The organism is Leptolyngbya sp. O-77 (assembly GCF_001548395.1).
Taxonomy (GTDB): domain Bacteria; phylum Cyanobacteriota; class Cyanobacteriia; order Elainellales; family Elainellaceae; genus Thermoleptolyngbya.
Genome location: NZ_AP017367.1, coordinates 1,986,541 through 2,011,848, shown reverse-complemented (window position 1 = coordinate 2,011,848; position 25,308 = coordinate 1,986,541). Strand labels below are relative to the sequence as shown.

Here is a 25,308-nt window from a genome sequence, read left to right as displayed (position 1 = left end):
AAAACTTAATTGCAAGTGCGTAAGTCCTACCTGAATAAAGTTTTGCGATGTCGCCATTGCCTGGACTACAGCCCAGCACCTTTGGACAGACTCAATAGAACAGACTCAATAGAACAGATAGAAAGGATGCCGAATGGCGATCGCCCTGAGAGTTGCTCTTGGGGCGATGTTGTTTTGGGCAATGCCAGCTTAATTAGAGTTTAATTAGAGCGAAGTAAGTTTAAATGTCTTAATCTGAGTGGGATGCGGTATTCTGAATGATGTTTTAGCAAGTCTGTCGCTCAGCCTGTCTCTCAACCTTCTCAATGAGGGCGATCGCCCTCACCTCCTCTAACACATGCGTCCTGGCGGCGCTCACTCGAAAGTTTTTTGATATGCCCAGTTTTGGGGTAAAACATTGCGTAGGTTAACCATAAGTCCTTTTGCACTTCGCCTCCCAAACTTCAGATGCCGCCTTATATTCACTATCATCTGATCGCGTTTCTCGTCGCTGTCGCGGTTGTCCTCGTTTCAACGCCGATCGTCAAAAACCTGGGCATCCGCAGCGGGCGAGTCGATATGCCAGGTGGCCGCAAGGTTCACAAGCGCCCGATGGTGCGACTGGGCGGCGTGTCCATTTTTCTGGGAACCGTCGCCGCGCTGGTGGTGGTTTGGCTGATGGGCGGGTTTGGGGTGCTGCCGCCCGATAAGGAGTACGAAGTATGGGGCGTGGTCATCGGCGGCCTGGCCTTTTTCCTGGTTGGGCTAGCCGATGACCTGTTCTGCCTGTCGCCCAGCGTGCGGCTCGTCCTGCAAACGGTTTTTGCCACGGCAGCCTGGTTTGCAGGTGTGCAAATTGATTTTCTGTCTGTTCCCTTCGATGGGCTGGTGGGGTTAGCGCCTTGGCTGAGTTTGCCGATTACCGTCCTCTGGCTCGTGGGCATGGCCAACGCGATTAACTGGATCGACGGGCTAGATGGGCTGGCGGCCGGTGTGGCGGGCATTGCTTCGATGGTGATGCTGGTGGTGTGTTTATTTATGAACCAGCCTGCGGCAGCGCTGATTGTGGCAGCGCTCGGCGGCGCGAGTTTCGCGTTTCTCCGCTACAACTTCAATCCAGCGCAGATTTTTATGGGCGATGGCGGTGCGTATTTTATTGGCTTTACGCTGGCTGGCGTTGGCGTGATTGGGCTGGTCAAAAGCGTGACGACGGTGGCGGTGCTGCTGCCCTACGTGATTTTGGCTGTGCCGATTCTGGATATGTCGGCAGTGATTCTGGATCGCATCCGCAGCGGCAAGTCGCCCTTCAAGGCTGACAAGCGCCACCTGCATCACCGCCTGCTGAAGGCAGGACTGCCTCACCGCATGACGGTATTGGTGATCTACGCGCTGACGTTTTGGGTGGGCAGTCTGGCGCTAGCGTTTTCTGGAATCCCCAGCGGGCTAGCCTATGCCATCGTGGCCACGCTGCTGCTCACCTACGCAGCATGGCAGGCTCGCAAACACGCCCGCTCCCAAGGATAGTGTGGTTAAGGACGGTTCATGAGTGACCTTTCGGCTGGTGCGGCGCATCCTGCCCAGAGTTTTGGGGCGGAGGTCATTTGCGTTGGCACGGAGCTACTGCTCGGCGAAATTCTCAATAGCAATGCCCAGTTTTTGGCTCAAGAACTGGCGGCGCTGGGCATTCCCCATTACTACCAGACCGTGGTGGGGGACAATGTGCGGCGGCTCCAAGCGGCGATCGCCATTGCCTGTGAGCGATCGCGCTTGCTGATTTTCACGGGCGGACTCGGGCCCACGCCGGATGATTTGACCACCGAGGCGATCGCTGACTTTTTCCAGGCCCCCCTAGTGGAACGGCCAGAGGTTTTGGACGACATCACGCAAAAATACGCCGCCCGCGGCCGCGTGATGACCGACAACAATCGCAAGCAGGCCCTGCTTCCCCAAGGAGCGGCAGTGCTGGCAAACCGCACGGGTACAGCCCCCGGCATGATTTGGGAGGCGCGTCCGGGGCTAATCATCCTTACCTTTCCCGGCGTGCCCAGCGAAATGCAGGCGATGTGGCGAGAAGTGGCGGTGCCGTTTCTCCGCAGTCGCGGCTTTGGGCAAGCGCCCATCTACAGCCGCACGCTGCGCTTTTGGGGCATTACGGAATCTGCCCTGGCGGAGAAAGTCGCCCCCCTGTTTGACCTCACCCATCCCACCGTTGCACCCTACGCGGGCAAGGGCGAGGTAAGGCTGCGCGTATCTGCCAAGGCCGAGTCCGAGGCGGCAGCAATGGCGGCGATCGCCCCCGTCGTTGAGCAAATCCAGCAAATTGCTGGGGCCGACTACTACGGTCAGGACGATGACACCCTGGCCTCGGTGGTGGGGCGGTCTCTGCAAATCGCCTGCCAGACGCTCTCGGTCGCAGAATCCTGCACTGGCGGCGGGCTGGGCAGTTTTTTGACCACCGTTCCCGGCAGTTCCCGCTACTTTTGGGGCGGCGTGATTTCCTACGACAACTCAGTAAAAGTTTCCTTGCTGGGGGTCAATCCTGACGATTTGGCGAACTCTGGAGCCGTCAGCGCGACGGTGGCGGAACAAATGGCCCAGGGCGTGCGATCGCGCCTGGGCACCACGTGGGGTCTCAGCATCACAGGCATCGCCGGGCCAGACGGAGGCAGCGTCGAAAAGCCCGTGGGCCTGGTCTACATCGGCCTCGCCGGGCCCAAAAGCCAGGTTACAAGCCACCGCTTCCTCTTCGGCGCAAGCCGCGGCCGCGAATGGATTCGCTGGCTGAGCGTATGCAGCGCCCTAGATCTGCTGCGACGGCAGCTACAAGAGCCATAAAGAAGATAACCATCTCTTTTTATTTTTTCGTTCTTCGTTCTTCGCTCTTCGCTCTTCGTTCTTCCCGCTTCGCTCTTCCCTTTCCCCGCCATAGCCGCAACGCCCGCGAGTCACAAAGATCTCGTAAAATAGGGATTCGCGCTGTTTGGAAAGTTGCATGTCTTCATTGTCCAAGTCCGCTGCCTCGGAGTCGCTGTCGCGCCAAATTGAGCAACTGCTCCACGACCTACCTTCTATGGAGCATGGAGATTTGATTCAGCAGGCGCTCTCGACCATTGTGCAACTGTCCCGCACCGATGCCGACCGCCTCGATTGGAAGATCCTCAGCGCGGCGCTGCAAGATATGGGGCGAGCGTTTGAGCTGTTTCACCCCTATCGCCATGTCCGAAAAATTTCCATCTTTGGCTCTGCCCGCATTAAGCCCAGCAGCCCGACCTATCAGATGGCGATGGATTTTGCCCGTTGTGTGACGCTCTACGGCTTTATGGTGATTACGGGGGGCGGGCCAGGCATTATGCAGGCCGGCAACGAGGGCGCAGGCACAGACAAATCCTTCGGGCTAAATATCCAGCTTCCCTTTGAGCAGGGGTCGAACCCAATTTTGGAAGGTGGCGACAAGCTGGTGAATTTCAAATACTTCTTCACCCGCAAGCTGTTTTTCTTGCGGGAGAGCGATGCGCTGGCGCTGTTTCCTGGCGGCTTTGGCACGCAGGATGAGGCGTTTGAATGTTTGACGCTGATGCAAACCGGGAAGTCGGGCTTGCTGCCGCTGGTGCTGCTGGAAACGCCGGGAGATGACTATTGGCAAAGCTGGGAAAGCTACATCAAAGATCAACTGCTGGAGGCAGGGCTGATCAGCGCCGACGACCTACATCTGTATACCATTACCGACCGGGTGGATGCCGCCTGTGAGGCGATCGCCAGCTTTTATCGGGTCTATCACTCCAGTCGCTATGTCGGCCCCAACCTGGTGCTGCGGCTGAATCAGGCGCTTTCAGAAGAAGAACTGGACTATCTCAACGCAAACTTCAGCGATATCCTGGTGCGCGGCAAAATCGCCCAAATGACCGCGCTGCCCCAGGAAGCCGACGCAGTAGAAATTGCCCACTTGCCCCGGCTGGTGTTTGAATTCAACCAGCGCGACTTGGGGCGGCTATACCAGATGATCCGCATCATCAACCGCCTCGGTGCAACGCCGCCCGAAAAAGCCCACCCAGAGCAGAAGTAGTCATCACTTACGCACTTGCGATATGTTTTCTGGATTTTGGATGATTTCTCACAGGCTGCGCTTGCGAGAAATCATCCAACTGCGTAAGTCCTGGTAGTTTACCAGTGCCGCTTACCATCGGCTGGAGACTATGCCCAAACAGTTCACCGCATTATGCGAAACGTAGCACAGTGCAGAACTGCATTAGTCTTTTATATCTGCTTCGAGAGAGGCTCGATCCACAATTCGACTTGTCGATGAATACTGTCAACTGCATGAGGGGGCGATCGCCCTTCATCTCCCAACACCAAAACCTCTCGGCGATCGCCCTCATCTGGCAGCACCCGGACCTCTGGGCGATCGCCCCCCGATACCTCTTTGAACCTCAAACTGCTGACCCAAGCCTATCACCGCTCAACGTTGGCATCTTACCCGAAAGCTGTTGGGAGTGTTCGGGTTGACCGAGTTCTTGAAGAACTGCACCTTCGCAATTGGGGGCGAATCGCCTACTCACCCGTAAGCTAACTGAACCAGAGCGCTGAGGGCTAACGACTGAGTTCAGCGGCGGTAGATAACTTAGGCATCACCACCGATCATCTTCATTCCGCCGCTGCAACGATTTGTTATGCCGCGCCGCGATCGCCTAGACTAAGGCTTTTGAATCAATTCTTGAACTAAAGCTTCAGCACCTTTATTCATCTTTTCCTCATCTTCGTTCCTCAATCGTGAATAAAGCCAGTCCAGAATTAGCGGACTGCGCCGACGGTTATCAAAAATCTGCGTTTGCAGACTATACGATTCTCTTTCAAGGTCTTGCGGAGTATACCTTCCATTGATTATTTCCTGGACAAGAGCTTCTGCGTTTTCTCTCAACCGATCCAATCTGACAGCAGATTCATTATGTTCAGTATATTGGCGCAATCCAAAGACAAAGGCTGGAGTTAATGGGGCTAGAACAGCTAACAGAAACTTTTCAAGAGTTAATCCCCCAATTAAACCAATCAGAAGAACAATAACTGTTAGGACAAATAAGACGAAAACTATCCATTTAGAATAACGACGACGCAGTTGGGCATCCCACCAGACATTTGATCTTTGGCAGATAATTCGTGCTTGGTGGATTGGCAATTGACCAACACTAATTGGATACCAATTTTGGAGTTTTGTAAGATTTCGTTTTTTACGCTTGTATCTATTAGAAGCATCAACGATTGTCTCTGGTTCAATACGGACTCCACAGTTTAGACTTGCCCAATTGAACTGTAGAACCTCGCAATCAAATATCTGTTGAATCTTTGCGGCTTTCTCCTGAGTAGATTTTTGTAACCGTGAGAAGAAAAGAAGTTCTAGGAGCGTAGCAACAATACCCCATAAAGCAGCATAAACTGCAAGTGGAGGAAATAAAGCAACTAGAATTGACCATGCAATCACTACCGGGACACTCATGATCACACTGACCATTTGTAGGCCTTTCGCGTCAGAATACAGTTGACGCTGAGCGGCTAATAGGTCTAAGCTCCGTTGCGTATTTTGCGCTTGGGGAATGTTATTCATGGATACTCATCTCGTTCTTAAATTTGAGATAGTTTCTCAAGCATAGATTGGAAAATTCAATCCAAAGACCTCGCTCCACTTTGCAATAGACAACTTGTGTTCACCTTTCTCTTCTAAAGCTCTGGCTTCCAAGGATTTCAAATAATCCGAATATGCGCTCTTGGAGATTTTATCTTGTTCTTCACGGCTCAGTTGATTGATGTTGCCTTGAATTCCTTTCGGATCATTGACTTGATAGAAGATCGAAGCCTGGATATATTGCAATACTTTGGGAACTTCTAAATCTACATATCCAGATGCTTTCATGTGCTGTGTGGAATAGAAGTCTAGAATCATGTTCTCAATCAGGTATGAGGACATTGACGGCATGGTTGGTCTTCTATTCCAATATTTCATTAATCTGATGACATTCAGCACATTGCCATCGTGAAGCTGGTTAATATCATTGACTCGCTTTCGATCAATTCTTGGATCGGTCTTTTTCCAATGTCCCTGACCATCAGGAATCAGGTAGTAATCTCTATTAAGCCAGTCCTTTTGCGTGAAAAAGCAAGGCACAAGATCAAATGTCCAGGGATAGCTCTTTAAGTTAAGAGTTGCAGCTTCCATATTGCGCTTGATGTCGGCTTTTTCATACTGTGGAACTTGCTTGAGCAGGCTAACGAACTTGTTGATGACTTTTCGAGAACTGAGGGTAGTTGTGTTGTCAAAGCAGAGGGCTTTCAGTTTATAAGCAGACTCAGAAACGTAAATCTCGATTCTATCCGCGAATTCGTGATAAACCCCGCTTTCGGCACTCAGGGCAATCATCATGTCAATGTCATCAAGCGGTCTTTTTTTGGTACGTCTGGCAAAAGAACCAAAGAATATGTCTTTTTCTGAGTAAAGCCTCGGGAAGTTTGCGTCTTTATCGGGAAATAGATGAATTTGGGATAAAAGCCAATCACGACTGCTTCTAGCTCGCTGAGTTTCATCTGGATCGAGGTTTACATAGTCTCTCAAGAAAACGCTGAAGGCTTCGTTAACGGTTTTAACCATATTTCTCCAGGTGTATTGGAACTCAAAGGCTATTACAGATTTAGCGTTTTGCTCACAGACTTTAACACTAAATGCAGGGTTTTTTGAGATCTTAGCTCCTGAATTCATTCACTTGTACTACTTGGAAGTAGGGATCGCCGTACCTTTTGCCTGTTGTCTCACAGACGATTTTCAGCTTGCATCCCTACCGAAGACTAGGGCGTGTGATCAATTAAGCCAAGTCAGGGCAGCCGCCATGTAAATTGCACCCAGAAACGTTTCGGCTAACTTGTCATAGCGTGTCGCAATCGCTCGGTACTGCTTGAGTTTGGCAAAGAAGTTCTCAATTAAGTGCCGCGCTTTGTATAGCTCCTTGTCGTATTCACGCGGTGTCTTGCGGTTTCGCTTGGGCGGAATCACAGCAGCCTTGCCCTGTTGTTGGAGTCGCTCAATCACCCGTTGGTCTGCGTCATATCCTTTGTCAGCCAGGACTGTATCAGCTTGAATGTTCTCTAGCAGCACATCAGCCCCATCAAGGTCACAGGTCTGCCCGGGTGTGAGGTGAAAGCCTGTCGGATTGCCCAGTGCATCGACAGTCGCATGAATCTTGGTGCTCAATCCCCCTTTACTACGACCAATGGCTTGGGCATTGGATCCCCCCCTTTGCCCCAGCACTATGCTATGAGCACGCACAATCGTGGTGTCGATCATGGCGTATTCGTTGTCTGCATCTTCAGACAGCACCTGAAACACCCGTTGCCATACGCCCGTCTTTGCCCAGCGCCGAAAGCGGGTGTGAACCTTGCGAAAATGACCAAACCGCTCTGGCAAGTCTCGCCAGGGAATGCCGGCTCGATATCGATATAGCACTGCCTCGACAAACAGACGATTATCCTTTGCTGTGACTCCCACCGCCCCCGCTCGTCCAGGGAGCAAATCTTGGAGCCGTTCCCATTGGTCATCGCGCAGGGCGTAGCGTCGGGTTGTCATAATCGTCAGATAGCTGAATCACTGCTGATTACAGCTTATCTAATTGATGACACTCCCTAGCGGAAAAACGTTCTCATTATGCAGATCAAATAGCTACCGATATCCAAAAATCCCATTTTGGGATTATCCGAAAATGGGTTTATCCTGTCTCTGGTAATTATTGTGCTCAGTAAGGCACGATGAAATCTATTTCTAGCCCAGAGTACGATGTCTTTCGTCAATGCATGATCGCTGCTCGAAGGGGTGCGAATTTAACTCAAGCAACCCTTGCTAAAGCGATCAAAAAGCCTCAATCCTTCGTTGCAAAATACGAAAATGGCGAAAGAAGATTAGATGTCATTGAATTCCTCCTAGTCAGCCGTGCGATTGGCGTAGATCCTTGTGAAATTCTAAGACAAGTTGAGCAAGCTTGTAGATCTACATCTTTCGAGGAACAGGGATGAATACACAAGACGTGATTAGCCTTGCAGCACAATATTTAGATAATTTGTCTGGACATACATTTGACCTGCTAGATATTTCTAAGCCAATATCAGTTGATTCAGCAGTTAATTTAGCCAAAGTAATTTCAAAACTATCACCATTATTGGGAAACCTGATTGAATTTAACACTGTTGAGTTTTTAAATAACCAGGAAGTATTCGCACAGTTTGGTGAATGGAAAAGGCAAGACCCAGGATTTCCCGATACTGTCTTCATTGGCAGCATACATCCTACTCCAGGATTAGAGATCAAAGCATGGTTTCCATTAGCCACAGAAATAACAGCCCGTTTCAAAGATAGTCAGAATCATTTCCGGTTTGATCAAACATACGTTGCTCTAATAGCTTGGTTACCTGAAGCAGTGATTTATGGAAAACCGAAGATTCTGGACGTATGCGTTGTCTCTGGTTTTTCAGTGGCTAAAGCAAGAGATGACCATTATCATAATCCTCCCGATTACCTTGTTTTAGAACCTGAAGACACAACCGAAAGGACAGTGAATTTACAGCAAACAAATACTAACGGATACAAATTTCAAGGAACGAGTGAGGAATTGCTTGAAGCTGAAGAAATAGTTAATTCTTGGGGCGATGGTGGAAGGATTTATATGCCCACGCAAGAGTATCAAATACTTTTGCGGGAACTGATCACTCGCTTCAAATACAGATTAGACACCAATTTTGCGAAAATGGACAGGATTGTACATCCAGGAATTGAAGATTTCAAGAAGCGTGTCTACAGAACACAGTTCTCTGGAATGGAAGTTGGACAGTGGAATAGGCTTTTAGCAAGTCGTCAGGAGGAGTTAATTAAATCTGCTTTGAGAGAACATCTTGGAATCAAAGAAGGGAATATTGATGAACTACTTGACTAAACCTTTTGATTCCATAGTAGAAATAAGTTTCGTCAATTTCACAAGCGAAAGCTTTTCGATTCCGGATATTAGCAGCCAGAGATGCGCTGAAAAGTCCACCAAATGGCTCCCAAATAACATCTTGTTCCTCACTTGAGGCTTCAATAATTAGTTTCATCAGATCAAGTGGTTTCTGATTTAAGTGAACAGCTTTACCATCAGCAGACTTAATTCGTTCATCATCACGTAAAGCAGAACGATCCCAAACGTTTGTAAAACCATGTGGGCAATTAAATTTAGAGCGCATCTTCTTCCACTCTTCACCTGTTAAAGGGTGCTTCCCATTATTAGAGAAATAGGGTCTTCCCTCTGGTTTTCCATGTTCGTTTGCATAGGAAACCAATTTCTCAAACATTTCGGGCGGTGGAAAATACCATAAATGTCCCTGATCAAAATATTTTCTTGTTGCTGCATCTGCGACTCCACAAGCTAAGTTAGCTTGACGTAGAGGCAATCCTGATCTTAGCCATTCTTTTCGGAGCCATTCTTTAAGGGTTAAATTATTAATTTTGACTTCTCTAACATATTGAACACAAACCTCTGTAACAACCGGGAAACGTCTTATTTTTTCTGTGTTGACATTACCCGCAATATGACCTTTGCCTTTATTCCATATATTGCAATTAACATATCGCCAACCAAATTTCTCAAGTATTGGATGTACCACAGCCCAGCCAATTTCTGAGTTCCAAAACCAAAGAGTTGTACTTGGCAAGGCAAACTTAGACCAAGCTTCTACATGGGGTTCATACCATTCAGGTAGATCAAGATGATCTGACGTATCTCCTTCAAAACCTAAAATACCGTAGCCTCCATCTGAAACTATTACTGTAGGTTGCTCCCAGGAATCATAATGTTCAATGCTATTACCAAGTATCAGACTGACATTGCTGTTATTCCAAGCTGAAAAAGCAAGTTTCTCCGTGAGTTGGACAGTCCTTCCGCGACCAACAGTGCTTGTCGCTTTATTCTTCTTTATACTTGACAGGCTATGCGAAGGCTCAGGTAGACCCATGTATTTTTCTTATCGTTTCACAGACCAGATGACCCTTAATACTTTATCCTATTTTAGGATATTTGGCTATTCCTCGAACCCATTACCTAGAAAGTTAGCCGAGAACTCCCTAACTTGCCGACAAAAGAGATCGCGGCATAACTAGTAATTAGACTGATCCGGTCTGCCTATCTACCCCCAGGAGGGGAATTAGGCTGAAATCCGTCTATCTAAGATCCCAAATTGGGTAGATAGGCTGATTCAGATCTGTCTAAGATCCCAAACTGGGTAGATAGGCAGACGATTGTCTGTATAATACCCCTGATTCTGGGAATTAGGCAGATGGCTTTACAAAGGCTTCAGATAAGTGGGGCTGATGAATAGGCGCGATGCAGCGTTAGGCGCAGTTGCCCTGTTTGAAATTTTCGATTGGGGAGTTTGGATTTTGGATTGACAGACTCGGCCGCCAAAATCCAAAACCCAAAATCGCCCTTATCTGTTCTTACTCATTCGCGCCAGAGTTGCTCCGGACTTCACGGTGCAGGCAGCGCAGCACTTCGCCGGGTTGCTCGGCGTTGAGGACGATGCCGTTGGGCGGAAATTCCAAGGCGTGCGTCCACTCGAAGCGTTCGGCGTAGCGGAGCAGGTGCAGCCGGTCGATCGCCAGTTGCGCGTCTTCGGGCAGGCCGATGATGTAGTGGCGCAGGCGGCGACGGTGGGGCAGTTCGCAGGTGAGCGGGGGCAGCGAAAACTGGGTCGCCTCCGAGCGTGGGGACGACCAGGTGTATTGAATTGTTAGCATTTGGGGTTTCCTCCTTGGAAACGAGGTAGGGAAACCCCGAAAAGATGGCCGCCCAAACGACGCAAAGCAGGTTTCAAGGCGGCCATACAATAGGCAAAGCCCTGAGACAGCTATCTCTGTCCTGGGGTCAGGCGTTGGTAGGTGGTGTCAACATCTACCAATGCCGTAAACGACGAACCGGCCAAATTTTCGGGGAGTGGAATAAGCTGCGTGTTGGAAAAATTACAGCTTGATGGAAGATTGTAGTAGAGGCGATCGCCCAGCGCAAGTAAAATATTGCTACGGAATATGAAGCGCTTTGGCGGAAGTCTTTCAGTGCCAAATCTCCCAGCGCCAAATCTCCCGCCTAAAATTCTATCCCCTGCACAACAGACGCGCCGCGGCTCTATCTATCAAACGGGGCAGGGGTCTTTCTTCAGAAGGGGAAAGCCCAGTGCCTCCCGTTGTTTTAGATAAAGCTGGGCAACCTGCCGCGCCAGCCCACGAATTTTGAGGATGTAGCGCTGCCGTTCGGTGACTGAGATTACGCCCCGCGCCTCTAGCAGGTTAAACGTGTGGGAGCATTTCAGCACATAGTCAAAAGCCGGCAGCACCAGTTCCTTTTCCATCAGCCGGGTGGCCTCCTGCTCGAACTGAGTAAACAGGCTGAACAGAAGATCAGGATTGGACGCTTCAAAGTTGTAAGTGGAGTTTTCGATTTCGCCCTGGAGATGCACATCGCCGTAGGTCAGCGTGTCGTTCCAGCGGATGTCGAAAATTGAATTTACGCCCTGGAGGTACATGGTCAACCGCTCCAGCCCGTAGGTAATCTCGACCGACACGGGATGGCAGTCGATGCCGCCGCACTGCTGAAAATAGGTAAACTGCGTCACCTCCATGCCGTCTAGCCACACTTCCCAGCCTACCCCCCATGCGCCCACAGCCGCGTCTTCCCAGTTGTCTTCCACAAAGCGGATGTCGTGGTCTTCGGGCTGAATGCCGAGCGATCGCAGCGATTCGAGATAAACATCCAGAATGTTATTGGGCGAGGGCTTGATCAGCACTTGATACTGGTAATAGTGCTGCACGCGGTTGGGGTTTTCGCCATAGCGCCCGTCTCCGGGTCGGCGGCAGGGTTCTACATAGGCAACCGACCACGGCTCTGGCCCGATCGCCCTCAAAAACGTATGCGGACTCTTAGTGCCTGCGCCCTTTTCGGTATCGTAGGGTTGCACGATTAAACAGCCGCGATCGCTCCAAAACTGATGCAGCGTTGCAATAACAGACTGAAAGTTCACAGGCTCAACGTCAGGTGAGAGGTCGATTCAGATCCTACTACCTAGGAGCGCGTGGATGAGTAATGGGGTGATGGGGTGACGGAGTGTTGGGGTGACGGGGTGATGGGGTGACGGGGTGACGGGGTGACGGGGTGTTGGAGGATGGACGATCTGATGTTGCTCTTTTCTCTTCTTTTTTCTCCTTTCCCTCTTCGTTCTTCGTTCTTCGTTCTTCGTTCTTCTCTCTTCCTTTACACTCTTCCTGACATTTCGGTACAATAGCAGACTGGACTATTTGGGAAGGCTCATGGCGAAACGGATTCAGTTAGTTCTTAATCAAGATGTCAGCAAGCTGGGCAAGGCGGGCGACCTGGTGGACGTGGCTCCTGGCTATGCCCGCAACTACCTGCTGCCACAAGGCTTGGCCGTACATACGACCCCCGGCATTCTAAAGCAGGTTGAGCGGCGGCGCGAATTGGAGCGTCAGCGCCTGATCGAGCTAAAGAAAGAGGCAGACGTAATCAAAGCCAAGCTGGAAAAGCTCTCTGGCCTGACGATTGCCAAACAGGTTGGGGAAAAGGACGCAATTTTCGGCTCGGTGACGGATCGAGAAGTGGCAGAGGTGCTGCAAGCAGCCATCGGTCAAGAAGTGGATCGGCGCGGCATTACGGTGCCCGAAGTCCGCAAGCTGGGGACTTACCGGGTAGATATCAAGCTGCATCCTGAAGTGACCGCAACGGTAGACATTGAGGTGGTGCCTGCGGACGCAGAGGCGTAAAGATTTGGAGAAGTCTATTGAATAGTACGCAAGTACTCTGCAAGAATAGTTGCAGGGTACTTTTTTGTAAGTGCTTTTGTAAATACTCTGCCCAGGTTGTTGCCATAAGCATTGGCTAGATCGGCGGAGAGTCCCTGAGGAAACCTGCTAAATTGCCCCCAAATCCAGCCCTGAGTCCAGCCTGTTTTTTGCGATCGCCCCCTTGCCGACTCTACCTATAGGGGTACAATAGCGATCGCCTCCTACCGGTAGTATCTTCCAGATGCTCCCAGATAGCAGACTCCAGATACTATCTTCCAGACAGTCTCTCAAGCCTCATCTCTAGCCGCACGTCTCTAAGCCTGCTCTCGTTGCTCTGCTTGTCGCCCTGCCTCCCTCGCCTGCCCTATGGTTCAAGAACTGAACTTTCAAGCCTACAGCGATCGCCTCCCGCCTCAAAACATCGACGCAGAGGAAGCCATTTTGGGCGGCATCTTGCTCGACCCGGAGGCGCTGGGTCGCGTCGCCGAGTTGCTGCGCCCCGAAAGCCTTCTACATCTCCGCCCACCCAGGAAATCTATCGCGCCGCCCTAGCGCTCCAGAGCGAGGGGCGACCCACCGACCTGATGAGCGTCACCAGCTACCTCCACGACCACAACAAGCTCGACAAAATCGGCGGGCAGAGCCGTATTGCCCAACTGGTCGATCGCACGGTCAGCGCCGTCAACATCGACCAATACGCCCACCTTGTAATGGACAAATACCTGCGCCGCCGGATGATTCAGGCTGGCAACGAGGTCGCCTATCTGGGCTACGAAACCAGCACCCCTCTGGAGCAGGTGCTAGACCAGGCTGAGCAAAAGATTTTCAACATTACGCAATCCCGCCCCAACCAGAGCCTCACCGCCACCTCCGATATCCTCACGTCCACCTTTTCCGACATCGAAAGCCGCTCTCTGGGGCTGGTGCTGCCGGGGATTTCCTGCGGCTTCTATGACCTGGATGCGATGACCCAGGGCTTTCAGCGGTCAGATTTGATCATCGCTGCGGGGCGACCCGCAATGGGCAAAACCAGCTTTTGCCTCAATATCGCCCGCAACATTGCCGCCTTTCACAAGCTGCCCGTTGCCATTTTTAGCCTGGAAATGTCGAAGGAGCAGTTGGTTTATCGTCTGCTGTCAAGCGAAGCCCAGATCGAGAGCGGACGGCTGCGGGCGGGGCGGGTCAGCCAGGATGAGTGGGAGCCGCTGGGCTACGCGATTAGCGCCCTGTCCCAGATGCCGATCTTCATCGACGACACGCCCGATATTTCTGTCACCGAGATGCGCTCGAAGGTGCGGCGGCTCCAGGCAGAGCAGGGCGGGGCGCTGGGGCTGGTGCTGATTGACTATCTGCAACTAATGGAGGGCAGTGGCAGCGAAAACCGCGTGCAGGAACTCTCCCGCGTGACGCGGGCGCTGAAGGGTCTGGCGCGGGAATTGAGCGTGCCCGTGATCGCGCTGTCGCAGTTGAGTCGGGGAGTGGAATCGCGCACCAACAAGCGCCCGATGATGAGCGACTTGCGGGAATGCGTAACGGGCGAAACGCTGGTGTGGCTGGCGGATGGTCGCCGCATCCCGATCCGGGAGTTGGTCGGTCAAACCCCAGAGGTGATTAGTCTCGGTGACCAGGGTCGCCTAGTGGCTGCTAAGGCAGATTTAGTCTGGGAAGTTGGGGTTAAGCCCGTCTTCAAACTGACGACTGCAACGGGTAGAACGATTAGAGCAACTGGTAAGCACAGGCTTTACACATTTGATGGCTGGCAACCGCTTCAGGATTTGCGGGTGGGCGATCGCCTCGCACTTGCAAACCATATGCCTCGTCTGACTCAAGCGGCGATCGCCTGGACAGATCTCCAGGTGGCCTTACTGGCCCATTTGCTTGGAGACGGTAGCTACGTTTCCCATCAGCCCTTGCGCTACACAACAGGCTCAGAAGAAAACTCAGCAATTGTAAAAGCTGCCGCTGAATCGTTTGGCTGTCAGGTCAATCGCCATCCAGGGCGGGGAAATTGGCATCAGCTTGTCATTTCAGGCAATGGCAATCGCTGGCATCCAGAGGGGGTGGGGCAGTGGCTAAAAGCCTTAGGAATTTTTGGGCAGCGCTCAGCAAGCAAGCGGATTCCTCAGGCGATTTTTCAACTTCCTGATGAGCAAATTGCGCTGTTTTTGCGCCATCTCTGGGCAACTGATGGCTGCATCAGCAGTTCTTTAAGTCCTGATGGACGTAAGTACAAGGCCACCATTTTCTTTGCAACGGTAAGCGAAGGGTTGGCCCGAGACGTAGCGGCTCTTCTGCTGCGGCTAGGAATTTTTAGCCAAATCCGTTGGACAAAATCCAACTGCTATAACGTTCAGATTTACGGTAAAACTCAACAACTCAAGTTTCTAGAAACTGTAGGCGCGTTTGGGCCTAGGGTCGAACCTGCGGCCGTGGTGATGCGAGAACTGGCGCATCGAGGCAAAGCGAATCCCAACAGAGATACGCTGCCAGCACAGGTTTTTGAACAGATTAAGCAAGACATGAAAGATCAGGGCATTTCTCAACGCCAGATGGCATCCCTGAGAGGAACATCCTATGCTGGCTCAGCACACTTCAAGTTTTCTCCCACTCGCGACGTCGTTCTCAGCTATGCTCATGTTCTGAACAACACAGCCTTGGAGGACATTGCAACATCCGATTTATTTTGGGATGAGATAGCCTCTATTGAGCCAGCAGGCGAGGAGATGGTTTACGATCTGACGGTTCCTGGTCCAGCTTCTTGGATGGCCGATGGACTGGTTTCTCATAACTCTGGCGCGATTGAGCAGGATGCTGACCTGATTATCATGCTGTATCGCGACGAATACTATAACCCCGACACACCCGATCGCGGCATTTCTGAAATTATCATCACCAAGCATCGCAACGGCCCGGTGGGCACAGTGAAGCTGCTGTTTGAGCCACAGTTTACCCGCTTCCGCAACCTGGCCGCGCCGGGGCGGGGTTAGGCTTGGGGATTTTGGGCAGCGGGGTCAGGGGTTAGAAATTTGCGGTTATCGTGAAGACTCTGATTATGCACGTTATGCAGGTGTCTTTTGCGATGCCGTTTGCCGCCTGCGCTGTCTGGATCTCTCCCCCTAATTTCTCATGAACCCGTTTGGACAATCCCTGCTGGATGGACTGGGCGATCGCCTTTTGAAATCCCTCAGCACCCCACTGCAAACCTGGCTAGTCGCACACCCAATCGCGCAATGGCTGGTAACACATCCCCTGTGGACCCTGGGACTGGTCATCGGGGCGATCGCCCTGCTGGTGGGTCTCTTCGGCGCGATCGGGCGACTCACAGAAAACCTCTGGCTGCGGCTGTTTCAGATGCCGCTGTGGCTATTTGCGTCTATTTTTGGCGGCGGATTCCAGCTTGCAAAGAGGCTGTCACACTCTTCTTCGACCCGACCCTCCAGCAACGCCGACTCAGACAACTCTACCCAGCGGCTTGACCAGATTCTCACCCGGCTGACGGAACTGCACCGCGAAGAGGAGCAATTGCTGGTGGAACTGAAAACCCTGGTTGGGGAAGCTAGCTTAGAAGCGAGCAACGCCCAGCCGTCCAGACCTCTCATCTCTAGTATTGACCAACGATAACTCTGGGTGATGGCTTGGGGGGATTTTGGATTTTGGATTGGGGATTCTAACTGGAGAAGTTGGGATGGATTTGGGGTTCTGACCCTGGCTCTGCTGTTGCACTACAGTCGCACTACAATGGCCTCAACCGTCCGCTTTCCGCCGAAACCCAGAGAACTCCATGAGTACCCCATGAGTACCCTATGACGACGCTCCGCATTCACGCTGAACTGACACCGCTGACCGTGGAGTTGCCTGCTCAGATGTCGCTAGGTCTGGAGCAGTTTCATGAGCTATGCCGTGCCAACCCCGACCTGCGAATCGAGCGCAGCGCCACCGGAGTCGTAATGATTATGCCCCCCACGTTTTCTGATAGTGGAAACCGAAACGCCAAAATCAGCCAGCAGCTTTGCAACTGGAATGACGAGACAGAATTGGGAGAATGCTTTGATTCCAGTACGGGGTTTACGCTGCCCAATGGAGCTATTCGATCGCCCGATGCGGCGTGGATTCGGCTAGATCGCTGGAACGCGCTGAGGGGCGAACAACAGGCCTCCTTTGCCCCGATTTGCCCTGATTTTGTGGTGGAGTTGCGGTCTGCGAGCGATCGCCTCAACCTGCTGCAAGACAAGATGCAGGAGTATCTCGACAACGGCGCAAGCCTGGGCTGGCTGATCGATCGCCCTGGTCGCACGGTGTATGTGTATCAGCGCGATCGCCCGGTACAGGTCTTGGAAAATCCAGAAACGCTCAGGGGTGACCCTGTGCTGCCGGGGTTTGTGCTGCGTCTCGAAAAGATTTGGTGACGGGCAAACGCTACGGCTGCATCTTTCTCGCATCTTTCTCAGGACGACTCTCTGGTCGCTGCTCCAACCTTCTGGGCAGAGCGAACCATAATGCTTAAAAAATGCTTAAGATTATGGAGAGCTTTACACGAATTCATGACCGACTGTAACGGATGAGTGTTGGCCAGGTTCATCGCGCTCCTATCACCGCGCTCCTATCACAAGGTCACCCATGCTGCGTTTGGAACACATCAGCAAAATCTATCCTACGGGCGAAGTCCTGAAGGATATCAACTGGGAAGTGAAACCGGGCGATCGCGTCGGGTTGGTAGGGGTCAACGGCGCGGGCAAATCCACCCAGCTCAAGATCATCGCAGGCGAAATGGAGCCAACGACTGGGGAAATCATTCGCCCCGCCAGTCTGCACATTGCCTACCTGACCCAGGAATTTGAGGTCGATCCGAACCGCACGGTGCGCGACGAGTTTTGGCGGGCCTTTGCCGAAGTGAATCAGATTCATGAACGGCTGGCAGACGTGCAGCACCAGATGCAGACCGCCTCGCCAGAGGAACTGGACGACCTGATCCACCAGCTTGATCGGCTCCAGCGCAAGTTTGAAGCGATGGACGGCTACGGGCTAGAAGCCAAGATTGAAAAAATCCTGCCGGAAATGGGCTTTACTGCCGAAGATGGCGATCGCCCCGTCAGCGCCTTCAGCGGCGGCTGGCAAATGCGGATGAGCCTCGGCAAAATCCTGCTGCAATCGCCCGATTTGCTGCTGCTGGACGAGCCGACCAACCACCTCGACCTGGAAACCATCGAGTGGCTGGAAACCTATCTCAAAGGGCTGACCACGCCGATGGTGATCGTCTCCCACGACCGGGAGTTTCTCGATCGCCTCTGCACGCAGATTGTAGAAACCGAGCGCGGCGTGTCCACCACCTACCTGGGCAACTACACTGCCTATCTCCAGCAAAAAGAAGAAGCCCAGATGGCGCAACTCTCTGCCTACGAGCGACAGCAAAAGGAACTGGAGAAGCAGCAGGCCTTTGTCGATCGGTTTCGCGCCAGCGCCACCCGCAGCACCCAGGCCAAAAGCCGCGAAAAGCAGCTTGAAAAAATCGAGCGGATCGAAGCGCCGACGGGCAGCGTGCGGACGCTCCAGTTTCGATTTCCCGACGCCCCCCGCAGTGGCCGCGAAGTGGTGATGATCCAGGACTTGACCCACACCTACGAAGACAAAATTTTGTTTTTGGGCGCAAACCTGCTGATCGAGCGGGGCGATCGCATTGCGTTTCTGGGGCCCAACGGCTGCGGCAAGTCCACGTTGCTGCGGCTGATCATGGGCATGGAGCAGCCCACCGATGGCAAAGTGTCCCTCGGCGACCACAACGTGATCCCCGGCTATTTTGAGCAAAACCAGGCTGAGGCGCTGGATCTCAGCAAGACCGTGATGCAAACGATTCACGACGAAGTGCCCGACTGGACAAACGAAGAAGTGCGGACGTTGCTGGGGCGATTCCTGTTTAGCAAGGACATGGTGTTTAAGAAGGTGGAAGCCCTCAGCGGTGGCGAAAAAGCGCGGCTGGCGCTGGCAAAAATGCTGCTGCGTCCGGTGAATTTGATGATTTTGGATGAGCCGACCAACCACCTCGACATCCCCGCCAAGGAAATGCTGGAGGAAGCCATTCAAAACTACGACGGCACGCTGATTGTGGTGTCGCACGACCGTTATTTCATTTCCCAGGTGGCGACCAAAATTGTCGAGGTGCGCGACGGAGAACTGCGGCTCTATCGCGGCGATTATCACTATTACCTGGAAAAGGTGGCGGAGGAGCGAGAACGCGCCAAACTGGAGGCGATCGCCGCCGAAAAAGCTGCCAAAGCCGCCGCCAAGCGCGACAAGCAGAAACAGAAAATGAAAGCCAAAAAAGAATCGTCTTGAAAGGGCGATCGCCACTGTAAAGGTGCGAGTCGTGAGGTTGCGTTCCGCCTAAATGAAATAGAGGGCATCAGTACAGGGATCAGAGATGAACATGACGCAATTCAAGAATCTGGACAAACTGGGGATCGCAATCCGTAGCGAATTGACCGTTAATTGCTACAGTTGATTGTCAGTGATTGCTAATGATTGCTAATGATTGCTAATGATTGCTAATCGGTTGAATAACAGTTTCTTGTGCTTGAAGCTCAACGGTTTTGTGGCAGGAAATCCAAGTCAGCTTGATCCTGAGAATCTCCAGGATAAAACCGAGATCGAGAGTGTCGCTTTATCGGTTTAGCTAGTTTTGTAATGCCCCATACATGCGGAGAAACGTGAGGATTCACACCAGGTTTCTTAACCAGTCCTTAAGTCAGGACAAGGGCTAATACCCTAGACCTAGAGAGCATGTCAGCTTTTCAAAACTTTGGTATCGCAGTATTTTCTGAGTGCGCTGAGAATTGAGAACCCTGTCTGAACTGGTAGCGGGACGCGGCAGAGTCATCCTTAATTCACCTGGGTGAAATTACTCAGGAAAACTACTCAATTCCTTACATAAGCTCCATAAAAATCTTTTTCCTGATAGAGTTAGGTGATTTTTAAGAATTGGGTGATATTATTGCTGGAAAATTTGCATCACTCATGTAACTATTTACATACTCAATTGTTTAATTGTTTTAAGCACTGAATTCCGTTCCTAATCTGTTGTCATTCAGGCGATTCTCATGGCACAAGCGCCAATCTCTCCAGTAGTTCTGGTCATTCTAGACGGGTGGGGCTATTGTCCCAGCGATGACGGCAATGCGATCGCCACTGCCCAAACGCCCGTAATGGATAGCCTCTGGGCGGCCTATCCCCATACCCTGCTGCAAGCCTCCGGCAAAAGCGTTGGGCTACCCGAAGGACAAATGGGCAACTCCGAAGTGGGGCACTTGAATATTGGCGCAGGGCGCGTTGTCCCTCAGGAACTCGTCCGTATCAGCGACGCGGTGGAAGACGGCACGATTCTGAGCAACTCTGCCCTGCTCAAGGCCTGTGAAGCCGTGCGTCAGAGCGGGGGCAAGCTGCATCTTGTCGGGCTATGTTCCGATGGCGGCGTGCATTCCCACATCAGCCATCTGTCAGGATTGCTGGAGCTAGCCAAGGAGCAGAACATTTCCGAGGTGTGCATTCATGTCATCACCGATGGGCGAGACACCCGACCAACGGATGGACTCGCTGCCCTGGAAACGATCCAGCGCTATATTGACGAAATTGGGGTAGGGCGTATTGTCACCCTCAGCGGACGCTATTACAGCATGGATCGCGATCGCCGCTGGGAGCGCACCCAGGCCGCCTATGACCTAATGACCCAGGACGGCGAGGGCGACGGTCGTACAGCGCTAGAAGTGCTGAAAGCCTTCTACGCTGAAAACGTGACGGATGAGTTTGTTAAACCGACGCGGATTGCACCTGGGGCCGTCAGCGAGGGCGATGGGGTCATCTTCTACAACTTTCGTCCCGACCGGGCGCGTCAACTGACTCAGGTCTTTGTAGATCCCAACTTCAGCGGGTTCGAGCGGACGCAAATTCCTAACCTGACGTTTGTCACCTTCACCCAATACGACCCCACCTTCCCGGTGCTGGTTGCCTTCTTGCCGCAAGATTTCAGCAATATTTTGGGTGAAGTCATTTCTCGCAATGGGTTGCGCCAGTTCCGCACCTCGGAAACCGAGAAATACGCCCACGTTACCTACTTCTTTAACGGCGGCATTGAGGAACCCTTTGAGGGCGAAGACCGGGCGATGGTGCCCAGTCCCCAGGTGCCCACCTACGACAGTGCGCCTACGATGTCGGCCGAAGCCGTAACCGATGGGGCGATCGCCGCCATTGAGCAAGGCATCTACGCGCTGATCGTCATCAACTACGCCAATCCTGACATGGTGGGGCACACGGGCAAAATGGAGGCTGCGGTTCAGGCGGTCGAGACGGTCGATCGCTGTGTCGGACGACTGCTCGAAGCCATTGGCAGAGCGGGCGGCACTGCGCTAATTACCGCCGACCACGGCAACGCCGAAGTCATGCTGGATGAGGATGGACGGCCCTGGACGGCCCACACGACCAATCCCGTGCCCTTCATCCTAGTCGAGGGCGAAAAGCGGAAGATTCCTGGCCACGGCACCGACGTGGCCCTGCGCGACGGCGGCATCCTGGCAGACATTGCGCCAACTATTCTGGAAATTTTGCGGATTCCCCAGCCTGTGGAAATGACGGGGCGGTCGCTGATTGAACCCGTCGGCTTTGACGTGCGCCAGAATCGGACTCCGGTGCGGGTTTCGCTGTAGAGAAAGTAGGGGTAGGTGTGAAAGGGTGCAGCTTGGGCGATCGCCCTAACCGCAGACGGTTTTCACCGCGCCAAACTCTCGATAGAATAGAATACGACTTGTTTTCAAGGGTGACGTGTGGAATCGTCCTGCACCGTTCTAGCGTGCCGATTGATTCGCCCTAACCCCTAATCCTTAACCCCTAACCCCTCATGACCCTCGTTTCTATTGTTCAAGCAATCTGGGCGATTTCCGCCGTTGGACTGATTGTGCTAGTGCTGCTGCACAGCCCCAAAGGCGACGGGCTGGGTGGGCTGGGCGGACAGGCACAACTGTTTACCAGCACCAAGAGCGCCGAGACGACGCTGAATCGGGTCACCTGGACGCTGACGGTTTTGTTTATCGGGCTGACAATCGTGCTGAGTGCAAAGTGGCTGGCGTAAGGTGGCCGCATCAGGTAGCTGGCATCAGGTGGCTGGTGTAGCGATCGCCAGCGCGTGCTTAACCGATTTTGTAAAATCCATAGCTAGCTTAGAGGAGTAGGGCGATCGCTCTACTCCTCTCCTGTCCTATCGTAGGTCAGGTGGTTTGATACATAACTCTGTGGCTCGACGTGAATCGTAATTCGCACGGGGCTAAAAGCGTCTTCCAGCGCTGCTTCGACTGCCTCGGTGATATCGTGGGCGGTTTCCACGTCGCCAGCATTGACCACCAGATGCATTTCAATGAACACCTGCCGCCCCACGACCCCCCGTGAGGCAATGCTGTGGCAATTGACCACACCCGCAACCTGGGTAACGATGGCGTAAATCTTTTCGGGGGCGATCGCCATTTCATCCACTAGCCAGGGCAAGTTTTCCTTCAAGACCTGCCAACCACTCCAAAAGACCAGCAGCGCCACCGGAAACGCCAGCGCCACATCCAGCCACTGCACCCCCAGCACCCACACGCCCAGCAGTCCAGCGATGACTGTAATCGTGACCCAGACATTACTCATGGTGTGTCGGGCATCGGCCAGCAGGATGGGGCTGCCAATGCGCTCTCCCACCTGTCGTTCGTAAAACGCGACAAAAATATTGATCCCCAGCACCAGCAGCAAAAGCCACAGCTCCCAGCCCTCCAGGGTCAACGGTTCGCCGCCGCCCAAAATGCGAGTGATGGCTCCCTGCAAGATTTCAAAACAGGCAATGCCCAAAAACGCGCTGATCCCCAATGCCCCCACCGCTTCAAACTTTTGGTGCCCGTAGGGATGGTCGCGGTCGGGATGGGGCGACGAGAAATGGCTGGCCACCAGCCCCAGCACGTTGTTAGCCGAGTCGGTAACGCTGTGCAGCGCGTCGGCCAGCAGGCTGAGGGAACCCGTCAAAAATCCAACAGTGGCTTTGAGCGCCATCACCAGCAAATTTAATACCAGCGTAATCAGCAGTACGCGGCGCACCGTGGCGCGAGGGTCTGGGCGAGTCATGGCGGTGATTGCAAAGAAGTAAAAGCGGCAAATCAGCAAAAGAACCGAAACACCTGGACTATTTTGAGGGTCAAAGCACGTTGGAAGCCAAAATACTTTGAGAAACGTAATGCTCTGGCAAGGAGGCGATCGCCTTCTGATTGATATGATCAGGGCAATCTTGCAACCAGATGAAAACTCTGACTGCAAACTCCGGCTCTGGTTGTCCGGCTTTTGGCTGAGTCGCCTTTTAACTATCACAGAGCAATGATTCTTGTTCCTTGAACCGGGTCACTGGATTTCCTGCAAGCGACCTCTCCCTGTCAGAACATCCTGTCAGAACATCCCGTCTCGCTTGCGGTTCGCCAGTTGCAACTAGCCCCCTTGCATCTCACCCCTCGCATCTATCCCAAGGATCTTCCGATGACGAAGCAAATCATCAAAATCACCGACAGCCGTGCAGTTTTAAAGCGTCGTCCGTTTACGTCGGGTCATCTACCGCCAAACGAGCAATTCAAAGTCGAAGCGGGCGCAGAATATGAGATTCAGTCTTATGCCTATGCCGACTCGGCAGGCGATTTTGATGAACACATCAAGTTTGCGCTGAAGGAAGGCAACCTCGGCGGCTTCAACACCTGGTATATCTACAACCGCTTTGCCGAAGTGGTTGCAGACGGCGAAGTGGTGTATCCCATCGAGGAGCAAACCGCCGCGCAGATTTTGGAAATTACCCAAGATACAGTCATCAAGCGCCGCCCTGTGCCCGTCGAAGAACTGACCGAAGAAGAAATCTTCAAAGTCCCTAAAGGCATGACCTTTGACCTGCACTCCTACGCCTATGCTGACCCCAGCGGCACACTCAAAGGGCAGATTCGCTTTGCCATCAACAATCCAGAGCAATACATTCGCGGCATCAGCCTGTGGCATGTGTCTGATCAACACGCCCAGGTAAAATTTGATGACAAAGTAGTGTATCCGATTCCGGTGGCGGCTCCGGCGGTGGCAATGGCGACCGCTGCGGCGGCTCCGACAGCCGCACCCAAAACCTTCTCTGGCAAGGAGATCAAGCTAGTTGGAAATCGGGGTACAGTCTATTCTGACCAGCCGATTATTCCCAATGGTTCCTTTACCTGGGGCGAGGCGACCCACAACTGCACGCGACTGCCCCAAACGGCTGAGCATGTAGAGAATATGGTAAGACTGGCGACGCAGCTTGAAAAAGCCCGCCAGCAAATCGGCAAGCCCTTCCGGATTACCTCTTGGTATCGTCCAGAGCCATTCAACTCCAAAGCAGGCGGAGCGCGGCGCAGCCAGCACCTCGGCGGGGGGGCGGTGGATATTGTCGTGCAGGGCTATATGGGGGCAGATCTGGCGAAAATGCTGGTGGGCTGGTGGCCAGGCGGACTGGGCATCTATGCGGGCAACCGACGGCATATTCTGCATCTAGATGTAGGCGTGAAACGCAAGTGGGGCTTTTGATGACGCAACTGAGATTAAATTTGGTGGAAGGGTCGGTGTCGTTTAGCTTTTCGCCAGCAGCCGCGCAAGCGCTAAAGGGGGCGATCGCCACGCTGATGGAAAACCTGAAAGCTGTATCGTCTAGCGGCACTGGCGGTCGTCCCAGCCCGAAACCGCCGATGGAATATCAGCATACGGGCGAGGTGTTTCTAGAAATTTTCTGCAACCCCAACATCTGGCCCAGCCCCTTTGCAGCGAAGGTGCTGGTGACGGTGCGCGACGACCGCATCCGGCTAACGACCGAAGCAGAACTGACGCGCCTGCTAGAGGATGTGAACGAGTATTTGGGGGTTGATTAATTGGTTCCGCATCCCTCGCCTCCAGACTAGAAAGCAGAAAGGGAGTCCAGCGGTCTGAACTCCCCATTTGAACTGTTGTTTGGGACTCTTGAAAGACTGGAATGCCCAGTCAGTGATCGTCGTCGGCAGCACTCGGAACCTGCCCAATGCCCAGCGCTTTCTTAGACTGTTTGAGATGCTTCCAGAGCGCTTTAATCTCCTGGTAGGTTTCTTCAGGAGAGAGTTTGCCGTTAGTTTCCAGACCGCACAGCAGGCTGACTCGGTGGGAAAACTCTTGCAGGTTGGCGTTGAACACCAGGTTTTCGGGTTTCACCGGGCCGTAGTAGCGGCTGCGCGGCGCGAAGAAATTAGAGCAATCAGCCATGAATGCCTCCTTGAGGGCTTAACGAGTTCTTAACCTATGTTTAACCTAATTATCCCTAATTTTCAAGGCGATCGCCCACCTCTTAAGGCTTATTCAGGGATGGGTGATGTCATAGGCGCATTGCAGCAAGTCGTTTACGGCATAGGGCTTGGATAAAAACACGCTGGCACCCGCCTCCAGCATCC

At 52.7% G+C, this 25,308-nt stretch carries 24 protein-coding genes; 16 read left to right on the top strand and 8 right to left on the bottom strand.

Features of this window, described 5'->3' with window-relative positions; all coding sequences use genetic code 11:
• Positions 1–447 precede the first annotated feature (447 nt).
• The 4 genes from O77CONTIG1_RS08585 to O77CONTIG1_RS24320 all read left to right on the top strand — a co-directional run bounded on the left by O77CONTIG1_RS08585 (position 448) and on the right by O77CONTIG1_RS24320 (position 4,482).
• Entirely contained in the window at positions 448–1,503 is a 1,056-nt protein-coding gene (locus O77CONTIG1_RS08585; protein WP_068509780.1) for an MraY family glycosyltransferase, read from the top strand.
• Between the two features lie 18 nt (positions 1,504–1,521).
• Positions 1,522–2,814: a competence/damage-inducible protein A gene (locus O77CONTIG1_RS08580; protein WP_068509777.1), complete on the top strand. Its 1,293-nt coding sequence runs from the start codon at positions 1,522–1,524 to the stop codon at positions 2,812–2,814.
• Positions 2,815–2,971: 157 nt separating this feature from the next.
• Positions 2,972–4,042 (top strand): LOG family protein, encoded by a 1,071-nt coding sequence (locus O77CONTIG1_RS08575; protein ID WP_068509775.1) that lies wholly within the window; start codon positions 2,972–2,974, stop codon positions 4,040–4,042.
• A gap of 236 nt (positions 4,043–4,278) precedes the next feature.
• Positions 4,279–4,482: a hypothetical protein gene (locus tag O77CONTIG1_RS24320; RefSeq protein WP_156435054.1), complete on the top strand. Its 204-nt coding sequence runs from the start codon at positions 4,279–4,281 to the stop codon at positions 4,480–4,482.
• Between the two features lie 187 nt (positions 4,483–4,669).
• Here the strand turns inward: O77CONTIG1_RS24320 and O77CONTIG1_RS08570 are convergent, their stop codons facing one another.
• The 3 genes from O77CONTIG1_RS08570 to O77CONTIG1_RS08560 form a co-directional block, all read right to left on the bottom strand.
• Positions 4,670–5,575 carry an S-4TM family putative pore-forming effector gene (locus O77CONTIG1_RS08570; protein ID WP_068509773.1) on the bottom strand — a complete coding sequence of 302 codons (906 nt, stop codon included), beginning with the start codon at positions 5,573–5,575 and terminating at the stop codon, positions 4,670–4,672.
• 36 nt (positions 5,576–5,611) lie between these two features.
• On the bottom strand, positions 5,612–6,721 hold the full coding sequence (locus tag O77CONTIG1_RS08565; protein ID WP_197673352.1) for a hypothetical protein: 1,110 nt from the start codon (positions 6,719–6,721) through the stop codon (positions 5,612–5,614).
• A 99-nt stretch (positions 6,722–6,820) separates the two neighbouring features.
• Positions 6,821–7,582 carry an IS5 family transposase gene (locus tag O77CONTIG1_RS08560; RefSeq protein ID WP_068509771.1) on the bottom strand — a complete coding sequence of 254 codons (762 nt, stop codon included), beginning with the start codon at positions 7,580–7,582 and terminating at the stop codon, positions 6,821–6,823.
• Between the two features lie 179 nt (positions 7,583–7,761).
• Here O77CONTIG1_RS08560 and O77CONTIG1_RS23410 point away from each other — a divergent pair, with 179 nt between their 5' ends.
• Both O77CONTIG1_RS23410 and O77CONTIG1_RS08555 read left to right on the top strand, forming a co-directional pair.
• Entirely contained in the window at positions 7,762–8,025 is a 264-nt protein-coding gene (locus O77CONTIG1_RS23410; RefSeq protein WP_084782382.1) for a helix-turn-helix domain-containing protein, read from the top strand.
• A complete protein-coding gene (locus O77CONTIG1_RS08555; RefSeq protein ID WP_068509769.1) occupies positions 8,022–8,939 on the top strand; it encodes a hypothetical protein in 918 nt (305 codons plus the stop codon). The genes O77CONTIG1_RS23410 and O77CONTIG1_RS08555 overlap by 4 nt, the downstream gene beginning before the upstream one ends.
• On the opposite strand, the gene O77CONTIG1_RS23405 is transcribed toward O77CONTIG1_RS08555, so the two are convergent.
• The 3 genes from O77CONTIG1_RS23405 to glyQ form a co-directional block, all read right to left on the bottom strand.
• Complete coding sequence (locus tag O77CONTIG1_RS23405; RefSeq protein WP_084782380.1) at positions 8,905–9,993, bottom strand: DNA methyltransferase; 1,089 nt, start codon at positions 9,991–9,993, stop codon at positions 8,905–8,907. The two genes, O77CONTIG1_RS08555 and O77CONTIG1_RS23405, sit on opposite strands and share 35 nt — an antisense overlap.
• A gap of 481 nt (positions 9,994–10,474) precedes the next feature.
• Positions 10,475–10,774 (bottom strand): hypothetical protein, encoded by a 300-nt coding sequence (locus O77CONTIG1_RS08550; RefSeq protein ID WP_225894722.1) that lies wholly within the window; start codon positions 10,772–10,774, stop codon positions 10,475–10,477.
• 392 nt (positions 10,775–11,166) lie between these two features.
• Positions 11,167–12,051, bottom strand: a complete 885-nt coding sequence (gene glyQ, locus O77CONTIG1_RS08545; protein ID WP_068509767.1) for a glycine--tRNA ligase subunit alpha — start codon at positions 12,049–12,051, stop codon at positions 11,167–11,169.
• A 286-nt stretch (positions 12,052–12,337) separates the two neighbouring features.
• Here glyQ and rplI point away from each other — a divergent pair, with 286 nt between their 5' ends.
• The 8 genes from rplI (at position 12,338) to secG (ending at position 21,941) form a co-directional block, all read left to right on the top strand.
• A complete protein-coding gene (rplI, locus tag O77CONTIG1_RS08540; protein WP_068509765.1) occupies positions 12,338–12,808 on the top strand; it encodes a 50S ribosomal protein L9 in 471 nt (156 codons plus the stop codon).
• A gap of 387 nt (positions 12,809–13,195) precedes the next feature.
• The gene (locus O77CONTIG1_RS26750) at positions 13,196–13,381 is read left to right on the top strand and encodes a DnaB-like helicase N-terminal domain-containing protein (RefSeq protein ID WP_172799757.1); all 186 of its coding nucleotides are present in this window, start codon (positions 13,196–13,198) and stop codon (positions 13,379–13,381) included.
• On the top strand, positions 13,363–15,816 hold the full coding sequence (locus O77CONTIG1_RS08535) for a replicative DNA helicase (protein WP_172799756.1): 2,454 nt from the start codon (positions 13,363–13,365) through the stop codon (positions 15,814–15,816). Before O77CONTIG1_RS26750 ends, O77CONTIG1_RS08535 begins: the two co-directional genes overlap by 19 nt.
• A gap of 139 nt (positions 15,817–15,955) precedes the next feature.
• Positions 15,956–16,450: a hypothetical protein gene (locus O77CONTIG1_RS08530; protein WP_068509763.1), complete on the top strand. Its 495-nt coding sequence runs from the start codon at positions 15,956–15,958 to the stop codon at positions 16,448–16,450.
• A 182-nt stretch (positions 16,451–16,632) separates the two neighbouring features.
• A complete protein-coding gene (locus O77CONTIG1_RS08525) occupies positions 16,633–17,235 on the top strand; it encodes a Uma2 family endonuclease (protein ID WP_068509761.1) in 603 nt (200 codons plus the stop codon).
• A 211-nt stretch (positions 17,236–17,446) separates the two neighbouring features.
• Positions 17,447–19,159 (top strand): ABC-F family ATP-binding cassette domain-containing protein, encoded by a 1,713-nt coding sequence (locus O77CONTIG1_RS08520; protein ID WP_068509759.1) that lies wholly within the window; start codon positions 17,447–17,449, stop codon positions 19,157–19,159.
• A 761-nt stretch (positions 19,160–19,920) separates the two neighbouring features.
• The gene (gene gpmI / locus O77CONTIG1_RS08515; protein WP_068509758.1) at positions 19,921–21,519 is read left to right on the top strand and encodes a 2,3-bisphosphoglycerate-independent phosphoglycerate mutase; all 1,599 of its coding nucleotides are present in this window, start codon (positions 19,921–19,923) and stop codon (positions 21,517–21,519) included.
• Positions 21,520–21,710: 191 nt separating this feature from the next.
• Complete coding sequence (gene secG, locus O77CONTIG1_RS08510; RefSeq protein WP_068509756.1) at positions 21,711–21,941, top strand: preprotein translocase subunit SecG; 231 nt, start codon at positions 21,711–21,713, stop codon at positions 21,939–21,941.
• Between the two features lie 110 nt (positions 21,942–22,051).
• On the opposite strand, the gene O77CONTIG1_RS08505 is transcribed toward secG, so the two are convergent.
• On the bottom strand, positions 22,052–22,963 hold the full coding sequence (locus tag O77CONTIG1_RS08505; protein WP_068516260.1) for a cation diffusion facilitator family transporter: 912 nt from the start codon (positions 22,961–22,963) through the stop codon (positions 22,052–22,054).
• Positions 22,964–23,365: 402 nt separating this feature from the next.
• Between O77CONTIG1_RS08505 and O77CONTIG1_RS08500 the strand changes: the two genes are divergently transcribed.
• Positions 23,366–24,421, top strand: a complete 1,056-nt coding sequence (locus O77CONTIG1_RS08500; RefSeq protein ID WP_068509754.1) for a D-Ala-D-Ala carboxypeptidase family metallohydrolase — start codon at positions 23,366–23,368, stop codon at positions 24,419–24,421.
• Complete coding sequence (locus O77CONTIG1_RS08495) at positions 24,421–24,759, top strand: hypothetical protein (RefSeq protein ID WP_068516257.1); 339 nt, start codon at positions 24,421–24,423, stop codon at positions 24,757–24,759. The genes O77CONTIG1_RS08500 and O77CONTIG1_RS08495 overlap by 1 nt, the downstream gene beginning before the upstream one ends.
• Before the next feature lie 109 nt (positions 24,760–24,868).
• Here O77CONTIG1_RS08495 and O77CONTIG1_RS08490 read toward each other — a convergent pair whose 3' ends face one another.
• Positions 24,869–25,123, bottom strand: a complete 255-nt coding sequence (locus O77CONTIG1_RS08490) for a hypothetical protein (protein WP_068509751.1) — start codon at positions 25,121–25,123, stop codon at positions 24,869–24,871.
• Positions 25,124–25,308: the final 185 nt, after the last annotated feature.

Excerpts from the sequence above, each read along its gene's own strand:
- O77CONTIG1_RS08585 (WP_068509780.1), top strand. The coding sequence starts at position 448 with ATGCCGCCTTATATTCACTATCATCTGATCGCGTTTCTCGTCGCTGTC.
- O77CONTIG1_RS08580 (WP_068509777.1), top strand. The coding sequence starts at position 1,522 with ATGAGTGACCTTTCGGCTGGTGCGGCGCATCCTGCCCAGAGTTTTGGG.
- O77CONTIG1_RS08575 (WP_068509775.1), top strand. The coding sequence starts at position 2,972 with ATGTCTTCATTGTCCAAGTCCGCTGCCTCGGAGTCGCTGTCGCGCCAA.
- O77CONTIG1_RS24320 (WP_156435054.1), top strand. The coding sequence starts at position 4,279 with ATGAATACTGTCAACTGCATGAGGGGGCGATCGCCCTTCATCTCCCAA.
- O77CONTIG1_RS08570 (WP_068509773.1), bottom strand. The coding sequence starts at position 5,575 with ATGAATAACATTCCCCAAGCGCAAAATACGCAACGGAGCTTAGACCTA.
- O77CONTIG1_RS08565 (WP_197673352.1), bottom strand. The coding sequence starts at position 6,721 with ATGAATTCAGGAGCTAAGATCTCAAAAAACCCTGCATTTAGTGTTAAA.
- O77CONTIG1_RS08560 (WP_068509771.1), bottom strand. The coding sequence starts at position 7,582 with ATGACAACCCGACGCTACGCCCTGCGCGATGACCAATGGGAACGGCTC.
- O77CONTIG1_RS23410 (WP_084782382.1), top strand. The coding sequence starts at position 7,762 with ATGAAATCTATTTCTAGCCCAGAGTACGATGTCTTTCGTCAATGCATG.
- O77CONTIG1_RS08555 (WP_068509769.1), top strand. The coding sequence starts at position 8,022 with ATGAATACACAAGACGTGATTAGCCTTGCAGCACAATATTTAGATAAT.
- O77CONTIG1_RS23405 (WP_084782380.1), bottom strand. The coding sequence starts at position 9,993 with ATGGGTCTACCTGAGCCTTCGCATAGCCTGTCAAGTATAAAGAAGAAT.
- O77CONTIG1_RS08550 (WP_225894722.1), bottom strand. The coding sequence starts at position 10,774 with ATGCTAACAATTCAATACACCTGGTCGTCCCCACGCTCGGAGGCGACC.
- rplI (WP_068509765.1), top strand. The coding sequence starts at position 12,338 with ATGGCGAAACGGATTCAGTTAGTTCTTAATCAAGATGTCAGCAAGCTG.
- O77CONTIG1_RS26750 (WP_172799757.1), top strand. The coding sequence starts at position 13,196 with ATGGTTCAAGAACTGAACTTTCAAGCCTACAGCGATCGCCTCCCGCCT.
- O77CONTIG1_RS08530 (WP_068509763.1), top strand. The coding sequence starts at position 15,956 with ATGAACCCGTTTGGACAATCCCTGCTGGATGGACTGGGCGATCGCCTT.
- O77CONTIG1_RS08525 (WP_068509761.1), top strand. The coding sequence starts at position 16,633 with ATGACGACGCTCCGCATTCACGCTGAACTGACACCGCTGACCGTGGAG.
- O77CONTIG1_RS08520 (WP_068509759.1), top strand. The coding sequence starts at position 17,447 with ATGCTGCGTTTGGAACACATCAGCAAAATCTATCCTACGGGCGAAGTC.
- gpmI (WP_068509758.1), top strand. The coding sequence starts at position 19,921 with ATGGCACAAGCGCCAATCTCTCCAGTAGTTCTGGTCATTCTAGACGGG.
- secG (WP_068509756.1), top strand. The coding sequence starts at position 21,711 with ATGACCCTCGTTTCTATTGTTCAAGCAATCTGGGCGATTTCCGCCGTT.
- O77CONTIG1_RS08505 (WP_068516260.1), bottom strand. The coding sequence starts at position 22,963 with ATGACTCGCCCAGACCCTCGCGCCACGGTGCGCCGCGTACTGCTGATT.
- O77CONTIG1_RS08500 (WP_068509754.1), top strand. The coding sequence starts at position 23,366 with ATGACGAAGCAAATCATCAAAATCACCGACAGCCGTGCAGTTTTAAAG.
- O77CONTIG1_RS08495 (WP_068516257.1), top strand. The coding sequence starts at position 24,421 with ATGACGCAACTGAGATTAAATTTGGTGGAAGGGTCGGTGTCGTTTAGC.
- O77CONTIG1_RS08490 (WP_068509751.1), bottom strand. The coding sequence starts at position 25,123 with ATGGCTGATTGCTCTAATTTCTTCGCGCCGCGCAGCCGCTACTACGGC.